The sequence below is a fragment of the Bacillus cereus genome, assembly GCF_025917685.1.
Taxonomy (GTDB): domain Bacteria; phylum Bacillota; class Bacilli; order Bacillales; family Bacillaceae_G; genus Bacillus_A; species Bacillus_A cereus_AT.
Genome location: NZ_CP089518.1, coordinates 2,079,011 through 2,099,406, shown reverse-complemented (window position 1 = coordinate 2,099,406; position 20,396 = coordinate 2,079,011). Strand labels below are relative to the sequence as shown.

Sequence of the window (20,396 nt, the reverse complement as noted above, 5' to 3'; positions counted from 1 at the left end):
CGCCTCCTTTTATATATAAAACTATAGTTCTCTATTTAATAAATGTATTCCTATGTGTCTAAAAATTTTAGAGATGTTTAATTTTAATTGAAACGTTAAATTGTACATGTTCTTTACTCTCCACCTATTTGACAAACTAATTTTGAAAAAATAAATAGGATTACATACCTGAAACGATATATAATCCTTTTCATAATAATATTGAAATAAACAGAAGTTTAGTTAGTACAATCACAATCTGAGCAATCGGTACAATCTATTACGTCACAATCTAAATTTCTCTTTTTTTTGCTTCTTTTTAAATAACAATATAGTAGCACCATAAATAATACGCAAATAACAAAAGCTATTGTGGCTTCTACATATTTTTCATGAATGATAAAACCAATTCCACTTCCACCTGATATAAAAATTAGAATTATGTAAATCCAGAACATGTAAGTAGCTACCTCCGTTGATATGTGGTTTAAGATGTAATCCATATAATACTAGATGCAATAAATAGTCCCATACCATTACCGCTTAATAAGCCGGTAGTTACTCTTAGCAAATTTGTGCTGCTTCTCCATTTCCACTTTTGGGTGAATCCATCAATTATTAATGGAATTTGGGCAAAAAAGGATAGCATTAATGAGAGACTAAACGAAGGTGTTATTAAAAAGTAAATTGGAAACATACAGAAACCAATTAACATACCCGTGCATCGCGCACATAAAGGCATGTATTTTTGTAATTTAAGAAAACTCCTTTCCGGTAGTCTATGACAAGGAATATGTAAAATGAAACCTCGAATCAATACGGACCATCCTCTCTACAAATATTTTAATTGATTTCGCAACAAAATTATAGAGTTCTTACACTTCACAGCGTATAACTCTATATAGATAAGAGTTTATTTAAGAAAATACAAAAAGACAAAACAGGATAATAATCGTCTGATTTGTCTTTTTGTTACTCTATATTACGCTTTAATTTGATCTGCAGTTTATTAGTAAAGTGATGTGAATATTTCTCTCTGCGCATAAGCACAAAATTATTATTTACATCTCCTCAGGTGCCTCCACCCCAAGTAAACGTAATCCTTCTTTTAATACAACCGTCACAGCGTAAGCTAATGCGAGTCTACTCTCTTTTTCTTCGTTCTCTTCTAAAATACGAACATTTCCATAATATTTATTGAACGCTTGTGCTACATCTAATACGTATTTTGAAATAATAGATGGCTCATTTTTGTTGAAGGCCGCTTCAATTACTTGCGGGAATTTGTTGAATAATTTTACTACACTCCAGCTATAATCATCTTTTAATTCAAAAGTACACGTTTCAAATTCTACACTTTCTTTTCTTAAAATAGAACAAGCACGCGCGTGTGTGTATTGTACATACGGTCCCGTTTCCCCTTCAAATTTCAACATATTTGCTAATGAGAATTCAATATTATGCATACGCTCATTTTTTAAATCGTGGAAGATAACTGCCCCAACACCTACTTGCTTTGCCACTTCTTCCTTTTGTTTTAAATTCGGATTTTTCTCTTCAATATTTTGTTCCGCAAGTGCAACAGCTTCTTCTAGTACTTCTTCTAATAAAATAATTCTGCCCTTACGTGTCGACATTTTCTTGCCATCTTTTAATATAAACCCGAACGGTACATGTTCCATTCCATCAACCCAAGTATAGCCTAGCTTTTTTAATACAGTGAAAAATTGATTAAAATGTAAACTTTGTTCTGGTCCAACTACATAAAGTGCTTTATCAAATCCATATGTGTTTTGACGATATAAAGCCGCCGTTAAATCACGTGTTGCATAAATAGTCGCACCATCTGATTTTCTAATTAAGCATGGCGGCATTCCTTCTTCTTCTAAATTAACGACTAATGCGCCTTCTGATTCTTCAAGCAAATCATGTTCTTCTAAAATTCCAATAAAATCTTCCATTAAATTATTATAGAAAGCTTCTCCTTGAAAATTTGTAAATTCCACACCGAGAAGTTCATAAATACGTGAAAATTCTTTTAAAGATTCGTGACGGAACCAGTTCCAAAGCTCGACTGCTTCTTCATCACCTTCTTCTAATTTTTTAAACCAAGCGCGTCCCTCTTCTTCTAGTTCTTCGTCTTCTTTTACTTCTTCATGGAATTGAACATATAACTTAAATAACTCACGTATCGGATCCTCTTTAACTACCTCTTCATTTCCCCATTTTTTATACGCGGTAATTAACTTCCCAAACTGCGTGCCCCAATCGCCAATATAATTGATTCCGACAACTTCATACCCACATTTTTCGGCGATATGTTTCAGCGAATTACCAATCATTGTAGAACGTAAATGCCCCATTGAAAAAGGTTTCGCGATATTCGGAGAGGAATAATCGATAACTACCGTTTTTTCACATCCAAAGTGATTTTGACCGTACTCTTCTTTCTTAGCTAAAATCGTTTTTAATACTGCATCACTTACAGTTTCACGATTGAAAAATACATTTACATAAGGACCAACGGCCTCTATTTTCGTAAAGAACGGATCATTTAATTTCTCCGCAACTTCCTTTGCGATAATAGCTGGTGATTTTTTATATTGCTTCGCTAGTGAAAAGCATGGGAATGCTGCATCTCCGAATTCATCTTGTTTTGGTGCTTCAATTAAATCTAAAATTTGATTTTGCGTTAATTCATTCGTAAAAATATTCGATAAGCTTTTTGCAAACTGCGTTTTATAATCCATAATACAACCTCCTTATTTTTTGAATACAAAAAACTCGTCTCTAAAAAAGAGACGAGTTTTAACCCGTGGTACCACCCTTGTTGTTCATTCCGAACCACTTTCCCGTTTATAACGAGGACAGGGGGCCTCGGCTTACTCTACTATTCGTTCAAGAAGCGTCTCCGAAGTGCGCTTCATCTTTTTCTTCTGCACTAGGCTCACACCATCCCTAGCTCGCTTTCCTTCTGAAAAAGACTACTCTCTTCATCACAGACAGTATATTTAATTAATTATTGCTTATTATACATCTTTTCAAACAATTAGCAAGGGTCAATTACACCAAAGTGAAACTTAGCACTTTTTCTTTTGTATACATGAAAATTATGTTTTTCAAATCTAGAACTACGAAAATGATCTTTCAGAACGACACGCTTTCTCGCCACACGCTTCGCTTCCGCAATTGTTTCGTCAGTAATATCATGATACAAAGCGAAGTGTTTTAATCCTTTTATTCCATCTGATTCTATGACAGTTTCTTCAAACATCGGATCAAGGTAAACAACATCGTAACTATTGTCTTCACATTGCGTTAAAAATGCGAAATGCTCTGTTTGCTTTACATGAATTCTTTGCATTGCCTCATCAATTTCTGCAACGGACGAAGACCAGGTTTGCAAGCCTTTTCCCATGATATAAGCCATATATTCATTTCCTTCAAGTCCTGTTACTTTTCCGCTTTCACCAACAATATAACTAGCTACAATACTATCTGATGCCATACCGAGCGTACAATCTAACACTGTCATTCCGCTCTCTAATTTAGCAGCTTGTACGAACGGATCATGTTCTCCGCGCATTAATCTTTTCACACGAAACATCGCTGAATTCGGATGAAAGAAAAACGATTCTTCCGTTCCTTTTGGATAAATGGCTAATCGATTTTTCCCTACAACAAGCACATCTTGTTCATGCTGTTCATGCAATTTATGTACAGGTATATCATTACGTATAACGAAAGAACTATTTAATTCTGCTGCTACCTTATTTGCATAAGCTGTCATTTCTTTATTTGTTCTTCCTGCTGTTGTTACTATCATTATTTCACCTCTATATAAAGAAAAGAGGGAGATTTACTCTCCCCCTTCTTTAGCAATTCTTTTCGAAAGCTTGTTCTAAGTTCGTAATAATTTCGTCCATAGTTGCACCTTCAATTTCATGACGGTGAATGAAGTGAACAACTTCTTTTCCTTTTAGTAATGCCATAGATGGTGAAGATGGAGGAATTTCTCCGAAGTATTCACGCATTTTTGCAGTAGCATCTTTATCTTGACCTGCAAATACAGTTACAAGATGATCAGGTTGTTTTTCAGCACGAACAACCGCTTGACCTGCTGATGGACGTGCTAAACCAGCTGCACAACCACAAACTGAGTTTACAACTACTAAAGTTGTACCTGATGCATTCTCCATAAATTCTGTAACAGCTTCTTCTGTAGTTAATTCTTCAAATCCAGAGCGCACTAATTCTTGGCGCATTGGAATTACCATTTGACGCATGTATTCTTCATAAGCATTTGACATCTTGTAATCTCTCCTTCAACTTTCATTCCAAATTCATCATATCACGCTCTATTAATAGGTGCAAAAGAAAGATAACGATGATTTCATTTTTTTGTAGGGATTTCACAAACCCCTTCACGGCAATGTCCAACTGGGACAAGTTTTCTATTGTTAGCGATATAATCGTATACTTTACTTCCAAATCCTAGTACGATAGATAGCTTTATAAAAGGCACTGCAAACCAATAAGATGGAACGGCTTTTGCTAATACGTTGATGCTATGAATTCCGTCATACCACTTATTATTTTTTAAAATATACAATCTTTGTTCCATCTTACTTTGTAATTCTTGAGAAAGTTCATACTTCTCAACTACATCTTCATCTCGAAATGAAACAAATTTCATCTTACCCTTTTTATCTAATCTTCTCGTACGCTCTGCAACTGCTGTACACATCGGACACCAACTATCATAGAAAACAATCATAAACTATTCCCCTTTACGAGACTCCGTCATTTGCTTCCATACTGATCCTTTTGCTTCTTCGCCGCCTTCAATACGTTCTAAAGCTAAACGCGCTTGCATCGCCACTTCAAACTCCGGATCATCTTCTGCTGCTTTTAGTGCCGGAATTGCACTTTCATCACCAAGTTCAAATAAGAACATTGCTGCACGCCAGCGTACTAATTTACTTGAATCTTTCAGAGATTTAATCATAACGAACATCGCTGCTGGATCACCTACGTCTGATAAGCAATCTCCTGCTGTACGACGAACACTTACAGAACGATCTAATAACGCTTTATATAATAACGGCAATACTCCATCACCTTTTACCATACCTAAATACGCTGTTGCTAAACGGCGGATAGATACTTTCTCATCATCTAATGCCATTTTCAACACTGGAATATCTTCTTCAGTAGGATCCATTTGTTCTAATGCTGCAAAACGGTTTTTCCAGTCAGAATCTTTCATCATCTCTTCTGTTACTTTATATGGCTCGCGCTTTTGAATCGTTACTTCAACAGCACCTGCCTGATTTAATAATTCTTTAACCGTTTCATTTACACGTTCTTCTGAATAAGCAGCAACAATTTCTTCTACTACTTCTTTCCCGATTTCTTCAAAATTACCGTAACGTGTACTTTGCTCTACCCATTTGCGCTCTTTCACAACGTTAGGTGCAGACATTTGCACTTTCATAATAGATTCTTTAAAACGATCAGGTAAGCCTACACGCTCTTCCGATGTTCCATCTGTTAACTTCACTTGCATTGGAATTGTAAAGAACATTTGAACAAACACTTTCACTTCCCCAAAATGAGCAAGTTGTTGTTCTTCGCTCTCTTCCACTACTTCTTCGCCGAAAACAGCACGAACTTGTTGTAATAAAACTTTCCAGTCATACTTTGCATTTCGCTCCACTGCTAAAAAGTCGGCTACATGATATACACCTTTAATGCCTTCAATTTTCAAAATTTCTTGCACTTGCATCGGTGCTTGTTCTTTATTTTCATTTGTATAATTATTACGCGCTCCTGATGGTAATACTTCATTCAAAATAACTTTCATTGTATTTGGACTTGGCGTCGGTTCAATTGCTTTAATCTTCACGTAAAAAACTCTCCTTTATTGCATGTTCTTAGCTGTATTGTAACATGTTACCCCTTTATACTCCTACTCGGATGCTTAATTTTGCTGATTTCTTCCCGCTACCATACTATTTCATTCTTTTTTTACATTTCAAATTAGGAATGAGATTTTAAAACCGTTCGTTTCCGATAAGTTTTGTTTTAAGGAGGGAATTTATGTTCTTTTCCCTACATAAAAAGAGGTATCTGTATCATAATTAGATCATTCATTTTAAAGTGAAGTTAATAAATAAATCCCTGGAGGATATTACTAAAAAAAAGAAGAACGATTAAAAACTATAAAAGCGTTGATACGAATGCGCTCTGAGGGACTTATTGATGGAGAATTGATTTCTGAAGACATTTTGATTGTGGATGTTCCGGAAGATGAATTAATGGAATTGCTACAGGCCGACAAACTGTAACTAAAACATGGAGAGTTTATTGACTGATAGTGACCTCCCTCCTATTGATGTCCATACTCCATTATGGTTGTGAAGTCGTGCAGGCCTCTCGCAACTTTCAAGTTTAGAAACATTAGGAGGCAACACTTTATAGAAATGGATAAAAAAATATAGATATATTTATTTTTTATCCATTTCTTGAGGTACCGCCAGCATTTATGAAGAACAACACGCTAAGCAAAAACATACAATAAGCTGTCCATATGGACAACTTTTTTACATAATTTTCAATATTTTCGATATAGGAAGTAACCATTCTATCCTTTTAACTGTTGTTAACAGTACAAATTAATTTTTCTAATACTTGAGCTACACCATCTTTATCATTGGTATCGGTAATAAAATATGCAGCATCCTTCAATTTAGGTATTGCATTTCCCATAGCAATTGGAAAACCACACGTATAGAATAGCTCTAAATCATTCCAATCGTCTCCAAAGACCATTATGTTACCCATAGAGATATTATTTTTGGCGCAGATTTCCCTTACAGCTCGTTCTTTAGAAACACCTTTTGCCATGATTTGAGTTAAAGTTCCTGCATCGGTACATATAGTACTTACTTTATGTGCAAACTGTTTTTGTAGTTTTTCATAATAAGTATATTGTGAGATTAATAATTTTGATGCACTAACTTTTTTTAATTCATTTAATGGAACTACAATTGGATTTACAACTGCATTCATGGTTTTGTTGTAATCCAATGTTTTATTACTGTACCATGTATCTTCCGATTCAACTGAGAGGCATGCATCAGCCTGGTGAGTAATAACAAATTCTATAATTTCATTTGTGATTGCTGATTCAATCGGGTAATATTGTCTGTAACCTAATGCGTTATCTACTACCAAAGCTCCATTGTAGTAAATCATAGTTGCAATGTCTTGAAGTTCGTGAGGAAGAAAAACTTTAACTGATCGTGGCGCCCTTGCCGTAGCAAAAATAATTTTTATTCCTTTCTTCAGACACTCCAGTATAGCCTTTCTATTTCTTTCTGACACTTTCTTTTGTGAATCTAATAAAGTACCATCTAAATCTAAAACGATTGCTTTAATCTCGGATTCTAGTTCCATATGTATGTCCCCTTATTTACAGTATAAACTCTTCCTTTTATGTTCTATATCAAATTATAAATCCCTGTATATTCTATACATGATCGGTTAACATAACGTCTCATTATAGGGATTCAATGTATTTAAAAGACTATTAAAAGTCCTCCATTTCGTTTAACTGGAGGACTTTCGTGTTCACATAATTATAGTTATCAGAAGTTGTTTTTAGATGATCAGTTCTTATATTTTATAATAGTGCCATTTGTATCTTTAAATTCTAAAACAGTCGTAATAAGATCAAAAGACTTTAAATCATCATCTAATTTATTAGGAAGGATCACGTACCATAAACTCCATCCTTTATACTTTGTTTCATTTGGTAAGAATTTATCTAAATCTACAATATGTCCTGAGGTAGATTCATATGATACCTTGCTAATAGATGGGTTCTTAAGATAACCAGAAATAACTTTTCCATTTGATATTCCCATAGTAGGTGATATACCAGAATCTTGTACTTCTAACTCACTTACATTTGTTCCTCCTGTTATCCCACTAACAGTCCATTTTCTATTTTCTATTTCTAAATCTGCTATTGAAATGTAATTATCTGGTGTAACAAAAAAGGCTATTTTTTCATCTATTTTTATAATACGTTTTAGAGCATTATATTTATTTAGTTCTGTATTATTTGTTGTTTTTAATCCTTGTTTTAATGCTTCTTGTTGTGTGTCGTATCCTTTTGAAATTGAGCAACCACTAATGATAAAAATTATGGAACCTAATATAAGCTGTTTTCTAAGTTTTTCATACAAAAGTTTTCCCCCTTTTATATTTTGGTGAAATATGGATTATTTATATTCTATCAAGAAGAAATTAGAATAAGTCATACATTTTTTAGTGTATATTTTATACATGTTCTGTTAACATAACCTCTCATTATCAGTAGCAATAAAAAAGGGGATTCCTTCTGAGAGTAAGGAATCCCTTTTTTATTTTCTATCACTCGATTCATCTTTCTATACATTCCTATCCTGGCATGGGTTTTACGGTTCTCGTTTGTTACTGAATTAACCGAAAAACTGTATAAAATCTTACATGCTCTTAACTTGTTTTTTCTAAAATATTGGCGGTATCCCTTCTTTAAGTTTATTAAAATACTTTCTACAATTTTTAGCGAAGTTATTACTTAAAATCTCCTTTTATTACGATGCCCCCTCCCTCCTTCTCTCCAAAAAGGTAATACTCTCAATCACAACTTCAGTTCTATATATTCTCTTTCCCTGTTCATCATCGTAATTACTCGTATGAATACGCCCTGTAATCCCAACAAGTGAACCCTTCGTACAATATTCTGTTACATTTTCAGCCGCCCTTCGCCAGACGACACAATTTATAAAATCGACTTGTTGTTCACCTAAACTATTTCGAAATCCTCTATTCACCGCAACACATATTCGTGAATAAGCGACTCCTTGTTTTGTGTAGTATAATTCTGGCTCCTTTGTCAATCTACCGATTAATACAACTCGATTCAATCTCTGTAAAATTTCAATAGTGTAGAATTACAAGAAACTATATGTTTAAATATTTCTCTTAATTTCTACACTCCATTCTAGTGTAGAAATACTTTATAAACTTCTCTCAAATTCATGTCTAAGAATTTGAGAAAAAAAAAACATCTGTATTAGTTTTTAATCTACTAGTACAAATGTTCATTAGTATAAATTCGTGAATTAACCAAGTATATAAAATATTCGAATCCTATAAATAATAATTATCGTTTCCACTTCATTTTTCTAACGGATTAATTCAGTGGATTTAAAAGTATATAATCTCCTCTTATATCTTGAAATTAATTTTATATTCGATTTTGAAGCTCCAAAACATACTGTGATGGACCATGGCTATTAATATATTCATAATATCTATACCAACCAGAGTATGTTAAATGAACTTCTTGCTTCGCTCTAGTAAATCCAACATAAAACAATCTTCTTGACTCTCTTTTTTGAGTATCACTAGCTCTTAAATACGGAATTCGTCCTTCCTCCATTCCCATCATAATTACATAAGTGAATTCCAAACCTTTTGCACTGTGCAATGTTATCAAATTCAAATGCTCAGGAGATCCACTTTGACCAGCAAAAGAAGCGACTGTAAAATTCAACATTCTTCCTTTTGCACTTTCATTAATTAATTTTTTAAATTCTTCCATCTCATCTTTTAGATCTTGTCCGAGTTCAAAAATTTGTTTCAATACGGCATTATAAAAGAGTTTTAACCAATCAAACAATTTAATAGCTGGATTTCTTTGATCCCATAAAAACTCTAAAAATCCTCTTTTTAATACTAACAACTCCTTGTCACTAATACGTGAATTTTTTATAAACATTTCCCAAGCTTTAATAAGATTAGATAACTTTGGATTTCCAAATTCCCACCCTGTTGAGCACCAAGCTGCGCAATCTTCTAACCATCGAGTTAGTGGTGTTTTACTATATGGCGCATTTTGATCCATTCGAATATAATTCAATTTATGAGCTGTCACTTTTTCAGCTATTATATTCCCATCATATTTATCGAGATATAAAACCGCGATATCTCCAAGTTTACTAGAAGGATTTCTCTGTAGGATATCTGGAATAATTTCTGTGCAAATTTTTTCTGCTTGATCTTCTATACCTTTTGGGTATTCATAGAAATTTATCATACCTGTTATTTTTTTATTAGCACTCTTAAAATCCCTAGATTCCCCAAGTGCAATTTGAGATGCCTTGACTATTTTTTCACTCGATCTATAATTCATTTGCAACGGAACTGTAGATACGTTTTCCATCTCTGAAAGTTCTTTTAACAACTGTGGATTTGCACCTGTGAATCCATATATTGATTGATCTGGATCTCCCACAGCCAATAATCTAATATCTGATTTGAAGCATAGACTCTTAATAATTCGATGCAATGGTAATCCTAAATCTTGATATTCATCAACTATTATTATAGGAAATTTCGCTTTAAGAATATCTCTAACCCAATCATTTTGTTCTATAATTCGCAAGCCTAACAGTACCATATCATCGAAATCAATTAATCCTTCTTGCCTCAACAAGTTTTCATAGTCTTCAATCCATGTTGCTAATTCACTATTCCCCTCTTTCCATTCATTGGAATTTCGATCCAAATATGTCCGTCTATAAACGGTAGCATCCGTTTTCCAACCGCCTGTTAATCTTTCTCTTAAACCAATTGTAAAGTTAAAAGATTCTTCCCATAGTTTGGATTGTTGTGCTTTACTTGCAACTTTAATAGGTTCAGGTATTCTTATGTTCGTTAATCTAAAAAATGGTTTAATAACATTATTAAGGCAAAATGAATGAACTGTATCAATAATCACCCTTTTATTCTCATATACTCCTAATTTACCGAGCCTATGCTTCAATTCTCGTGCACATTCTTTATTATATGTAATACATGCGATACCCTGCGGTTCTCTAATATCTTCGTTTAACATTCTAGCCATTTTTATTGTCAATGTTTTTGTCTTACCACTTCCTGGTCCCGCTAAAACTATACAATTTCCTGAAGAATTATAAACTAACATTTGTTCAGGATTACCCTTCAAATCCTCAGAATCCATTATATATTTCGGAAAGTTAGACTCTTTTTTCAACATATTTCAAAGCCTCCAAAATATATGATGGTATTGCCCTATTATTTTGAAGATTTGAAGCGAACCTTTGAGCAAATCTCCCTTTTCCTATTTCTTCAATATCTTTTAAGAATCGCTTTTCATCATCATTGAAACATTTTTTCTTCTTCCATTCTTCAGCACGTTTTTTTGCCGCTCCATTTTCTGTTAATTCTATTATTGTGTTACACATAGAAATATGACGGCCACTATTAAACAAATCTATTTCTAGGGTATAATTGTTCATAAAAACACCAAATTCAGGTGCTGATTGTAAAAGATTATCAAAAGAATATTCAATATACTCTTTAGGATCCATTATTTCAGAGAGTAATTTACTTACTCTGCTATCCCCTAAATTTCCCCCATCTTCTTTAGGATCCAAATCTGTTAAAATTGCAAAAGGGATACTTAAGCATTTTTCTCCCAATAGTTTTACATACGGCATAAAATTTGTACCCGAAACAGAACAAACCGTAATGCCTAGTTCATCTAAATCGAACCCATTTAATTTAGCAAGAGCAGGAATTAAAAACTCCTCTGCATCACCTTCAACCAATATTACCCCTTTTGAGAATAGTAATTCTCCTCTAGTAACATTGAGATAACGCTCTAAATCATCAATATCTTTATCCAGTAAGTCTATATTTACTGTTGATACTACTTCCGTCGCCATATGTTCCTCTGACTGTTTTAACAAAACAATTGACTTTAAAGGGGCCACACTTATGATGTGAGGAGAATGTGTTGTCAAGATATTTGTCACATTATTATTTAATGTTTTATTAGTATCATCCGATTGTCTAGTTTGAAGTAAATAACGATAAACTAATCTTTGAATATGCGGATGTAAATGAGCTTCAGGTTCTTCAATAGCTAAGAAAGTATGATTTCTATTGTTTTCAGAAACTAGGTGTTCCAATTGTAAAGATTTCAAGACTAAATACAATAAGTTGGCTGATCCAAGGCTTGCTTCACCAATCCCTCTATTCCCTCCATCTATAAACATTCTAATGGCTCTATATAGTTTATTAGGATCACTTGGAGAAAAGCCCAAACTCGTTTCTATATTATGAGTATTTCCTACTATTTTAATTAATTGATTATTTATATTTTTGGCTAGGTGTTTAATTTCCCCTAGATCTTTTAAAGAATTTGTCGCTTCTGAAATTTCCCCTGCAACTTCCTCTAAATCAGAACGATTAATTTTGGAAATAGCATTTTCTATCAAAGGCTTAAGTGGGGATTTATTCCAAATAGACAAATCAGATTCCGCATCTCTTAACGCGTGTAATATTTCAAATGGGATTCTTTTTCTAACATCATATCCAATTTTATTTTCTCGGTCATCTCCCCCATATATTAAAAATTCATAATCATTAAGTGTTTTAGGTGATCCATCCCTCGATACTGGATAAAATTCATATGATAGGCGTGCAACTAAAGGATCAACTGCAACTAGATAATCACCTAATACAGATTTTAAATCTATATCATTTTCAAAATCTGTTAAATCAATTGAAATTTTTATACGTGCATTATTAATTGGTCTAGGCAGACCGTCCCAAAAATCAGATTCTTGGAGCTGACGTGCAGAATCTGGTAATGAAGGATCTAAGATTAATCTCATAGCATATAAAAAATTAGTTTTACCTATTTTATTTTCGCCTACTATCACCATTTGATTTCCAAGAGAAACATCTACTTCCTTAAAATTTCTAAAATTCTCTATTTGAATACGCTCAATATACAAATGTAACATCCTCCTATACATTTAATTATCTGAATTATACCATCCCCCCTTTATATAACCAAATGTATTTTATAATTCACAATAAACAAAAAATAACGCTAAATTAAGCTAAAATAGACTCCCTTCTGTTTTAAGCCAAATCATTCTAAAACAGCCACTACAATTGGTTGAATTCACCATCGCAACACAAACTGTAAGGAGTACATCAAGTAATCATTCAAAGAACAGCAATCATATCCATCTACGAAGAAGTTAATGGACAGTTCTCCAATCCAAATATTGTTTAAACTCTTTATGATTTTCGCGTAATAGTGCAAAGACCTTCGTAAATTATAGTGTTTTCCTTTATAAAACTAGTCTTCATAAACTGAATAACTAAAATCAACATAATCATCTATCGGTAGGTCTTCACCTGGACGGTCTAATCCCCAACCACAACGTTGATAATCCTTCCCACCATCTATGAAAATGGCTTTACACTTACATAAATTAAAATCATGTCGATGTTTGGATTCAATGATGTCATTACATTTTTTGCACCGTAGTTTATTTATTAATACTTTTCGAATTACCATTATATAACACTCCTATACTCATTTAACTTATCTTGATACTCACTTATATTCATCGCCATTTTTTTAAACTTCATACATGTTTAATGGCAGAATTTTATGGTCACCAAGCTAACATTGTTCTACATAGTTAGCAAGAGCTTGTGGCTGTAAGCTTAAAATCAGAATATTAACCCCTTAGGGTAATTAAGTGGTTACAATCCTTGTATAAAATAGAAACTTAAGTATGCTAGAAAAGAAGCTGATTAATCTTTTTTAATAGATAATTTTGTTTACAATAAAATACGAGTTATAAGATATTTTTGACCAAACTTTATTTCAAATTCACACTAATCAGTATCTGAATCAACAAAAAGAGCAAATCTCTTAGCGATTTGCTCTTTTCATTAGTAGTTTAAATATTCTTCAACTTCATTAATTAATTGGGATGGCGTAACTCTTAAAGTTCTAGCTAAGGAAAATAGAGTATTTATTGTAGGTTTTCTTTTTCCTCTTTCTAAAAGACTTATATATGTTCTATCTAGTCCAGATTGAAAGGCTAACTCCTCTTGACTTAATTGTAAATTAGTCCGGTGTCTATTTAATACAATTCCAAATGCTTGCTCAATCTTCAAGAGATCACTCTCCTATTAGTTCTAGACTAATTTTGAGAGAGTAAATCTTTTTGTTCTACAGACTATAGTCTACATTTCTCGTGTAATATATAATTAATTTAATTTCATTTTATTATTGAACTTTGAAGAATATAGCTGTTTATTACTAAAAAAGTTAAGTGTTAGGAGTGAAATTATATGTCTGATGTGATTCAAGGATTATATCATCGGATATTTGAATTAGAGCTAATGCTAGAAATTGAAAAATGGGAGAGAATTTCAATTGAAAAAAAGTTGAATTTAGAAATTGAAAAGAAAAAGGAAATAGAACGATTATTACAATTTGATTGGAATTTAACTAACAAGCTAGATGTATATTATGTCGAATTAATTGAGAATATGCTAGCAGAAGCTAAACATCAGAATGATATATTGAAAGAACACTGTTATAAGTTGGAGGATAAAGTAATTCACTTAAATAAACAACTTTACATCACAGAGCAAAAAAAGAAAAGATACCTGAGAAGCTATCAAGAATGTCTTCAAGAAAAACATATTTTAAAATATGATGTATGTCAGAGTAACATTCAGGTTAAAAAGTTAAATGAGAAACTGGAATATTTTTATACTAATAATGACAATCTAAGTATGTCAACTCGAGAAAACATGTGTGATATCCTTAAACAAGTTAACGAAATGTGTTACTCTTTAAAATTAATGGGAAGAGCTAAAATTAGAAGAGTTGATACTATTATTAAAATTAAGAACAAACTAGGAGAATATGAAACATTATTTTATATCAACAACAGGTTGCTAGACCAAGAAGTAAAGGAGTTTTGTATTAAAATTAATAATATTCTTAATGATTGGGGAAATTATTACAGAGGATATAAGTGGAGAGAAACAGCAAAAGAAATTGAAGATCATGAGCTTTATCAAATAGCTGAATTTAGTAGTAGTTTAAAATACATAACGCTCTACAAAATATTTAATAGTAGTTCAAATTCTATAATGCATATTGACAATGTTTATAAGCTTTTAATTAACAAACTTGTTGTTTCAACTGATTATAGATTGTCCAAATTCAGAAAAGAAATTGAGTTTTTAGTCGAAAACGAAAAATTTGAAAATGATATGTTTATTATAGATAGAATTTATCCAGGCGATATTTTTTGTTACGAGAATGACTTCAGAAATTTAGATTATAATTTCACTTTCATGAAAACATATAAAAAAGCAAAAATTTTATATATTTTTGGAGATCATAGCACCAAAACATATAAAGTAGGTATTACATTTAGTTCATTATCTAGGCGTTTTATAGAAGCAGAAGAAGCTTATAATTTTCGATTTCCTAATGGAACTTTTAAGAAATTGAAAATTATATTAAATAATAATGCATTTAACCTAGAGCTGTATGTAAAGAAAAAATTCATTAATAAAAGGCATTTATTATTTCATTCTACAGAATGGTTTACCCTCCAAGATAATGAAGTTTCTTATTTTTTAAATGAAGAATATTTACAAGATGAGGAGTTTATGAAAATCTATAATTATAAATTCTAAAAATAATAAAATACGTAATGTAATAAAATTAACATTAATGCTATGTCTTATAATTTTGGAATGTACCAATAAAAAATAGTGCATTAATGTTAATTGTAATTATCGAAACAATTTTACAATTATTATGGATAAGTCTAGTGCAGATAGATTGAGTATTCTTTATTTATAGGTGAATTATTCGCAAACGTTAAGTAACTTCAGTAATATACAATAAAATTGATTCTTGAGTTACTTGACGTTCACGTTAATAATTCCCCCCTTCTCTCTTTAAAAGCTGTTTCCTCCTCCAAATAAATCTTAGGATATATGAGATTATCTAATAGTTTATTTACAAATGAAAGGTAGATAATATTTAATACTTACTTTTTCATTATAGTTATTTGTCGTAGTTGCCTGTCGATGCAGACAACTACTTATGTGTTATCAATAGAGAACTTTATTAACATATTTCAAATCAGTTCTTTTGTAGAAATCTACGTTTCCTTTCATACTCTCCACTTTTAAGACAATTTTCAATTTTTTCTGCTAAATACCTTTTTATTGGTATTAACTTTATACCCAATGTTGCTTTTTCTACTATTGACAAAATAGTTCTCCATTCAGCCGCTTCAACATCTCCAAATATCACATCAGCTGAATATACTCCACCATTTTTTATCCAATAGATTTTTGAAAAAGCTTCTCTACTTTGATTCAATGAAAGGTACGACAATAAAACCTTTTCAAGCAATTCAGTTCTTGAATTTCTCACTATATCAACAACCACGTTCATTTTAACCTGATTATTATAATTGGATTTTACATAACTCAGCAGGAATCTATCTGCTTTTAATTGGTGTGTATCTTTTAAATCTCTAAAAAAGTTGTTACAAAAATGTTCAAGTATGCCTAAGTAAAATTCCTTTTCAATTACTTCATCGAATACCCTTATTAACTGATTTTCTATATTTTCAATTTCCCAAATGCAGCTCAAATTCACTTTCTCCTTCTCAAATCTTCCATCAGCTACATTATAAAGTGTATTAACAAAATCCACCAAAAAACTCGGATTAGTCTTTAGTATATTAAGCAACCCTTTTCCATCATAATCAAAATGATTGCTTAATTTATTTTGTTGTAAATAAGCCTCTTTAATGATCCCAATATCGTCACCCAATTTATCAAAATATTTTATAAATACATCCCTCAACACATATAGCTTAACTACTCCCATAGAATTTTTTTCAACAATAGTTTTAAGCATTTCTTCAAATAGATTTGGCTGGATTTTTAGAAACTTCTCTAGTCCGTCAAAATAGATTGTAACATTTTCTTCCGTTGCACTTATTGAATTCATAATTGCTTTTTGAATTTCTTGATTTATTAAAGAGTCATGAATATTTTCAAAGAAAGCAAATTCCCATTGTATCTTATGCTGAAATGACTCATCTAGCATTAAACCCCAAATTTGATTCACTCGTTCCTGAGTGTTAAGTTGATTATAAAAAACTGCTCTTGGAATATAATTTATTATATTGTTTTCTTTAATGATCAATTGTAAAATATGCATTCCTAGTTCAAAATTATTAAGACAATTTTCTTCAATAACAATATCCATTACTTTATTATGAGACCAATTATCCCTAATTTTGTCTTTAAGATACACAAAATCATCATAAAATATTTTTATTTCCTCTTTAGAATGGAATGTAAATGAAGACCTTATCTCCGCTTCTTTTAATCTTTCATACTCCTTCCAATCCTCAAATTGATACACTTCTTTATCACGTAATCTATTCCAATCTATTTTTAAAAACCTTTCATATGTTGAATTTGTAAATTTTTCAATAAGGCTAGGAAAAATAGGATTTAATACTGAATTTCGCTTACACTGTCTTATATAGTCTTGTACATAACGGCAGTTGTCAAAGGACTCATTAGTAAAATACTTATCAATAATCCCTAAAATAAAAGGAATATCAAACTCCATAATCTCTTTAACTGTTTTATAGTTATCTAAGTAGCTCTGGAGTACTTCAAATGTTTTATTAGGATTAGATGTAAAATGAGTATCCAAAGCATGCCAAATCTTTGCTCGGAACTCTTGTATTGGTTTTATACTTCTTAATTGATAATCGTACCAATAGACAGTATAATTTCTACCTCCTTTACTATGGTGGAATTGAAATTCTAAAAAAGTCTTCGCTAACTCATAAAATGCAGTCGAATAGAGTTGATCCCCTTCATTTAAACCTCTAAGTAATAAATCAAATAGTACTTCTTGCCTATAATACCCCGTTATTTCATCATCTCTATCAAATGTAAGTACTTCTCTAATTTTATGAATCAGCTCTGGTAAATGTTGTGGGTATTTTCTAGTAAATTCAAAAGCTAACTCTATAGCATCTTTAAAACTTGAAATTGGTCTAAAAAACTCGCCTAACAACTCAATGATTTCATTCCTATTGTAAGAAAATGCATTATTTTTATACTCTACTTTATACTCTTCAACACCTACTACTGGTAAATCAGCAATTTTATCATAGACAAACTCTAAAGATTGGTTTTCCAAATAGATCCAAAAGATTGATAGGAACTTATATGCTTTCTTTTCATCAGATTTTATAGTATTCCAGTTTTCTATTAATTCTGATTTCAATTTAGTCATTACATTTTTAGGACCAAATGTATTGTTTGCTGAAATAATACATTCCCTAAATCGATCCTCATTTGCATCAAAATATTTTTTCAACAAAATCCCAAATGAAAGTAAATTATCCTTAATAAAAGATCGATAGAAGAAATATGTTGACAAGTTTTGCTCAGGAATTTTCACATGTTCAAATTGAATTTCAATTAATTCCCATTTATCAAGCTTATCTATTGCATCAATAAAATCATAATAATTAATTTCGAAATCACTCAATATATTTGTTACTAATTCTTTATCCTTATATGGGATTGTATAAAAGAATGCAATAAGTCCTAAACACCGAATATGTAAATCATTTACAAATTCTGCTTGATCTTGAATAAAGGTTGAAAAATAAATTTCAAAAAGATCTGACGCATCAGATAAAATCTCCAAATTTTGCTCTTGTTTTGCCAACAATGCCGCCATTATAGCTAACCTTGGATTACCATCTGCAATTCTAACTATCTCTCGTTGATAATCTGAGTTTAATATTTCAAATGAATCAGCCTTTATTATATCAATAATTTGTTCATCATTAAGTTTTGGAACATTAATATGTTGCGGCAAAAATTCATTGCACCTTCTATCTATTTCTTGTAAAGCATAATCCCTTACTGTAATAACAATTTTAAGCTTTCCTTTCCTTGAACTACGATAAAATCCTTTAATTTGATCAAAACTATCTATTCGGTTAGCATCATCAACAAATAAAATATAATCTTTATCCTCCTTTAAATGATGGAACAAGTCCTCAAGTAAAGTGTGATTTTTGTAAGAAACACAAAATGCATTAAACGTTTTATTCTCTTTTACAAATTCTTTTATAGTCTCAATCGCTAGTTTGGTTTTTCCTACACCTGGAGCACCTGTTAATATTATAAAATCCAAATCAGCTAGAGCACTTTTTAGAGCACTAACTTCATTTTCACGATGTAGAAATTTATTGTCCAATGGGGTCGATATCCGATTTGAAGCTCTATTATATTCCTCAATAAATCTTCCAATTGATACAATTTGTCCTGTATCTAATGGCAATCCCAAATATTGATTAGCTAAATCTCTATGGTTTAAATGTAATTCTATAGCCAATGAATTCAACGTTACCATTGTTAATATAATTTTTGTTTTAGACAATAATTCTTTTAATTCCTGTATTTCTGATGCCTTCAAATTAAAATTAATACATAAAATTATTTCTGCTATATCTGAAATGGGGACTCCAGTTTTTTCTTCATCGAGACATTTTTGGATATCCTCCCCCAATTTTTTTACCCCTGAAGTAATATTAGTGGAATATTCAACAAATATATACTTTCCATTTGACAATAAAAAGAATGAATCAGGCGTCCCTTTTCTAGTTTTCTGTTTCCCACTCTGACTTCCCGTTCTAGAAAAAGCTGTATAATTTTCGTTACGCATCGCAAGATAACCATCACAAAGCTCCTGAAATACTGTCTCATTAATTTCAATCAAACCATTTTCTATAGATTGAAGTCTACTCATTAAAAAAACTCCTTCTCACTCAAAATTTCATGAATAAATTAACCTTTTCATATTAGATGTATACATAATTATCACATATTACCAACTACATCCATTATAATGGATTTGATTCAAAAGTATTTTGTGAAAAACATAAAATTATAAATATTAATTTTGCAAACAACCCAAGAGAGATTTCTTCTTTGGTCCTAAATTCTTACCTTTTATAGTTTTCACACCAGTATTCTCTTTTATTTCAATCCTCAAAATTCATCTGTTAAAAGATTAGACATATTTTCTATAGCTATTTTGATAATTTTTTTAGAGTTTATACCTAATTTATTTAATTCTCTTATCTTATAATTACTTATTGCTCCCCTTTCAAGCATTCGATCCTTAGTTTCTTATAACCCTCTAGGTCATTGTCAATATTACTATATAAAAAATCTGAAAATCCATACACATTCCTAGCGGCTTAAGTACGTGTGATATAATGCTCCTATATATATCTTCCTTCATAAGTCAATAATCGGATGGGACAATTAATTCTATTTAATTATTTTTTAATCTACGTGTTGTCAAACATTCCAATCTCTTCAACAAGTAACGGAGGATTATATGTAAAATTATAATTATAATCGTTATC

General features: G+C 31.4%; 16 protein-coding genes and 1 other annotated feature. Of the genes, 1 reads left to right on the top strand and 15 read right to left on the bottom strand.

Annotation, left to right across the window (positions count from 1 at the left end):
• Positions 1–218 precede the first annotated feature (218 nt).
• The 14 genes from LUS72_RS10910 to LUS72_RS10845 all read right to left on the bottom strand — a co-directional run bounded on the left by LUS72_RS10910 (position 219) and on the right by LUS72_RS10845 (position 14,049).
• Entirely contained in the window at positions 219–437 is a 219-nt protein-coding gene (locus LUS72_RS10910; protein WP_097831911.1) for a hypothetical protein, read from the bottom strand.
• A gap of 29 nt (positions 438–466) precedes the next feature.
• Positions 467–796: a DUF2085 domain-containing protein gene (locus tag LUS72_RS10905; RefSeq protein WP_097831910.1), complete on the bottom strand. Its 330-nt coding sequence runs from the start codon at positions 794–796 to the stop codon at positions 467–469.
• A 244-nt stretch (positions 797–1,040) separates the two neighbouring features.
• Entirely contained in the window at positions 1,041–2,729 is a 1,689-nt protein-coding gene (gene argS / locus LUS72_RS10900) for an arginine--tRNA ligase (protein ID WP_264448935.1), read from the bottom strand.
• Positions 2,730–2,773: 44 nt separating this feature from the next.
• Positions 2,774–2,988: a binding site (T-box leader), on the bottom strand.
• A gap of 40 nt (positions 2,989–3,028) precedes the next feature.
• On the bottom strand, positions 3,029–3,805 hold the full coding sequence (locus tag LUS72_RS10895) for a class I SAM-dependent methyltransferase (RefSeq protein ID WP_264448934.1): 777 nt from the start codon (positions 3,803–3,805) through the stop codon (positions 3,029–3,031).
• A gap of 49 nt (positions 3,806–3,854) precedes the next feature.
• Positions 3,855–4,289 carry a BrxA/BrxB family bacilliredoxin gene (locus tag LUS72_RS10890; RefSeq protein WP_000063703.1) on the bottom strand — a complete coding sequence of 145 codons (435 nt, stop codon included), beginning with the start codon at positions 4,287–4,289 and terminating at the stop codon, positions 3,855–3,857.
• A gap of 83 nt (positions 4,290–4,372) precedes the next feature.
• On the bottom strand, positions 4,373–4,756 hold the full coding sequence (locus LUS72_RS10885) for a thiol-disulfide oxidoreductase DCC family protein (RefSeq protein ID WP_097831907.1): 384 nt from the start codon (positions 4,754–4,756) through the stop codon (positions 4,373–4,375).
• A gap of 3 nt (positions 4,757–4,759) precedes the next feature.
• A complete protein-coding gene (locus tag LUS72_RS10880) occupies positions 4,760–5,887 on the bottom strand; it encodes a conserved virulence factor C family protein (RefSeq protein ID WP_097831906.1) in 1,128 nt (375 codons plus the stop codon).
• 746 nt (positions 5,888–6,633) lie between these two features.
• A complete protein-coding gene (locus LUS72_RS10875) occupies positions 6,634–7,440 on the bottom strand; it encodes an HAD family hydrolase (RefSeq protein WP_098519700.1) in 807 nt (268 codons plus the stop codon).
• 212 nt (positions 7,441–7,652) lie between these two features.
• A complete protein-coding gene (locus tag LUS72_RS10870; RefSeq protein WP_097831903.1) occupies positions 7,653–8,234 on the bottom strand; it encodes a hypothetical protein in 582 nt (193 codons plus the stop codon).
• 390 nt (positions 8,235–8,624) lie between these two features.
• Complete coding sequence (locus LUS72_RS10865; protein ID WP_264448933.1) at positions 8,625–8,957, bottom strand: single-stranded DNA-binding protein; 333 nt, start codon at positions 8,955–8,957, stop codon at positions 8,625–8,627.
• 323 nt (positions 8,958–9,280) lie between these two features.
• Positions 9,281–11,095 (bottom strand): ATP-dependent helicase, encoded by a 1,815-nt coding sequence (locus tag LUS72_RS10860; RefSeq protein ID WP_262716784.1) that lies wholly within the window; start codon positions 11,093–11,095, stop codon positions 9,281–9,283.
• Entirely contained in the window at positions 11,076–12,863 is a 1,788-nt protein-coding gene (locus LUS72_RS10855) for an ATP-dependent nuclease (RefSeq protein ID WP_086693040.1), read from the bottom strand. Before LUS72_RS10855 ends, LUS72_RS10860 begins: the two co-directional genes overlap by 20 nt.
• 353 nt (positions 12,864–13,216) lie before the next feature.
• On the bottom strand, positions 13,217–13,438 hold the full coding sequence (locus LUS72_RS10850; protein WP_086693042.1) for a DUF7695 domain-containing protein: 222 nt from the start codon (positions 13,436–13,438) through the stop codon (positions 13,217–13,219).
• A 383-nt stretch (positions 13,439–13,821) separates the two neighbouring features.
• On the bottom strand, positions 13,822–14,049 hold the full coding sequence (locus tag LUS72_RS10845; RefSeq protein ID WP_086693044.1) for a helix-turn-helix domain-containing protein: 228 nt from the start codon (positions 14,047–14,049) through the stop codon (positions 13,822–13,824).
• A 177-nt stretch (positions 14,050–14,226) separates the two neighbouring features.
• Here LUS72_RS10845 and LUS72_RS10840 point away from each other — a divergent pair, with 177 nt between their 5' ends.
• Complete coding sequence (locus LUS72_RS10840) at positions 14,227–15,594, top strand: GIY-YIG nuclease family protein (RefSeq protein ID WP_242263937.1); 1,368 nt, start codon at positions 14,227–14,229, stop codon at positions 15,592–15,594.
• Between the two features lie 454 nt (positions 15,595–16,048).
• Here LUS72_RS10840 and LUS72_RS10835 read toward each other — a convergent pair whose 3' ends face one another.
• Entirely contained in the window at positions 16,049–19,771 is a 3,723-nt protein-coding gene (locus LUS72_RS10835) for an nSTAND3 domain-containing NTPase (RefSeq protein ID WP_086693249.1), read from the bottom strand.
• Positions 19,772–20,396 lie beyond the last annotated feature (625 nt).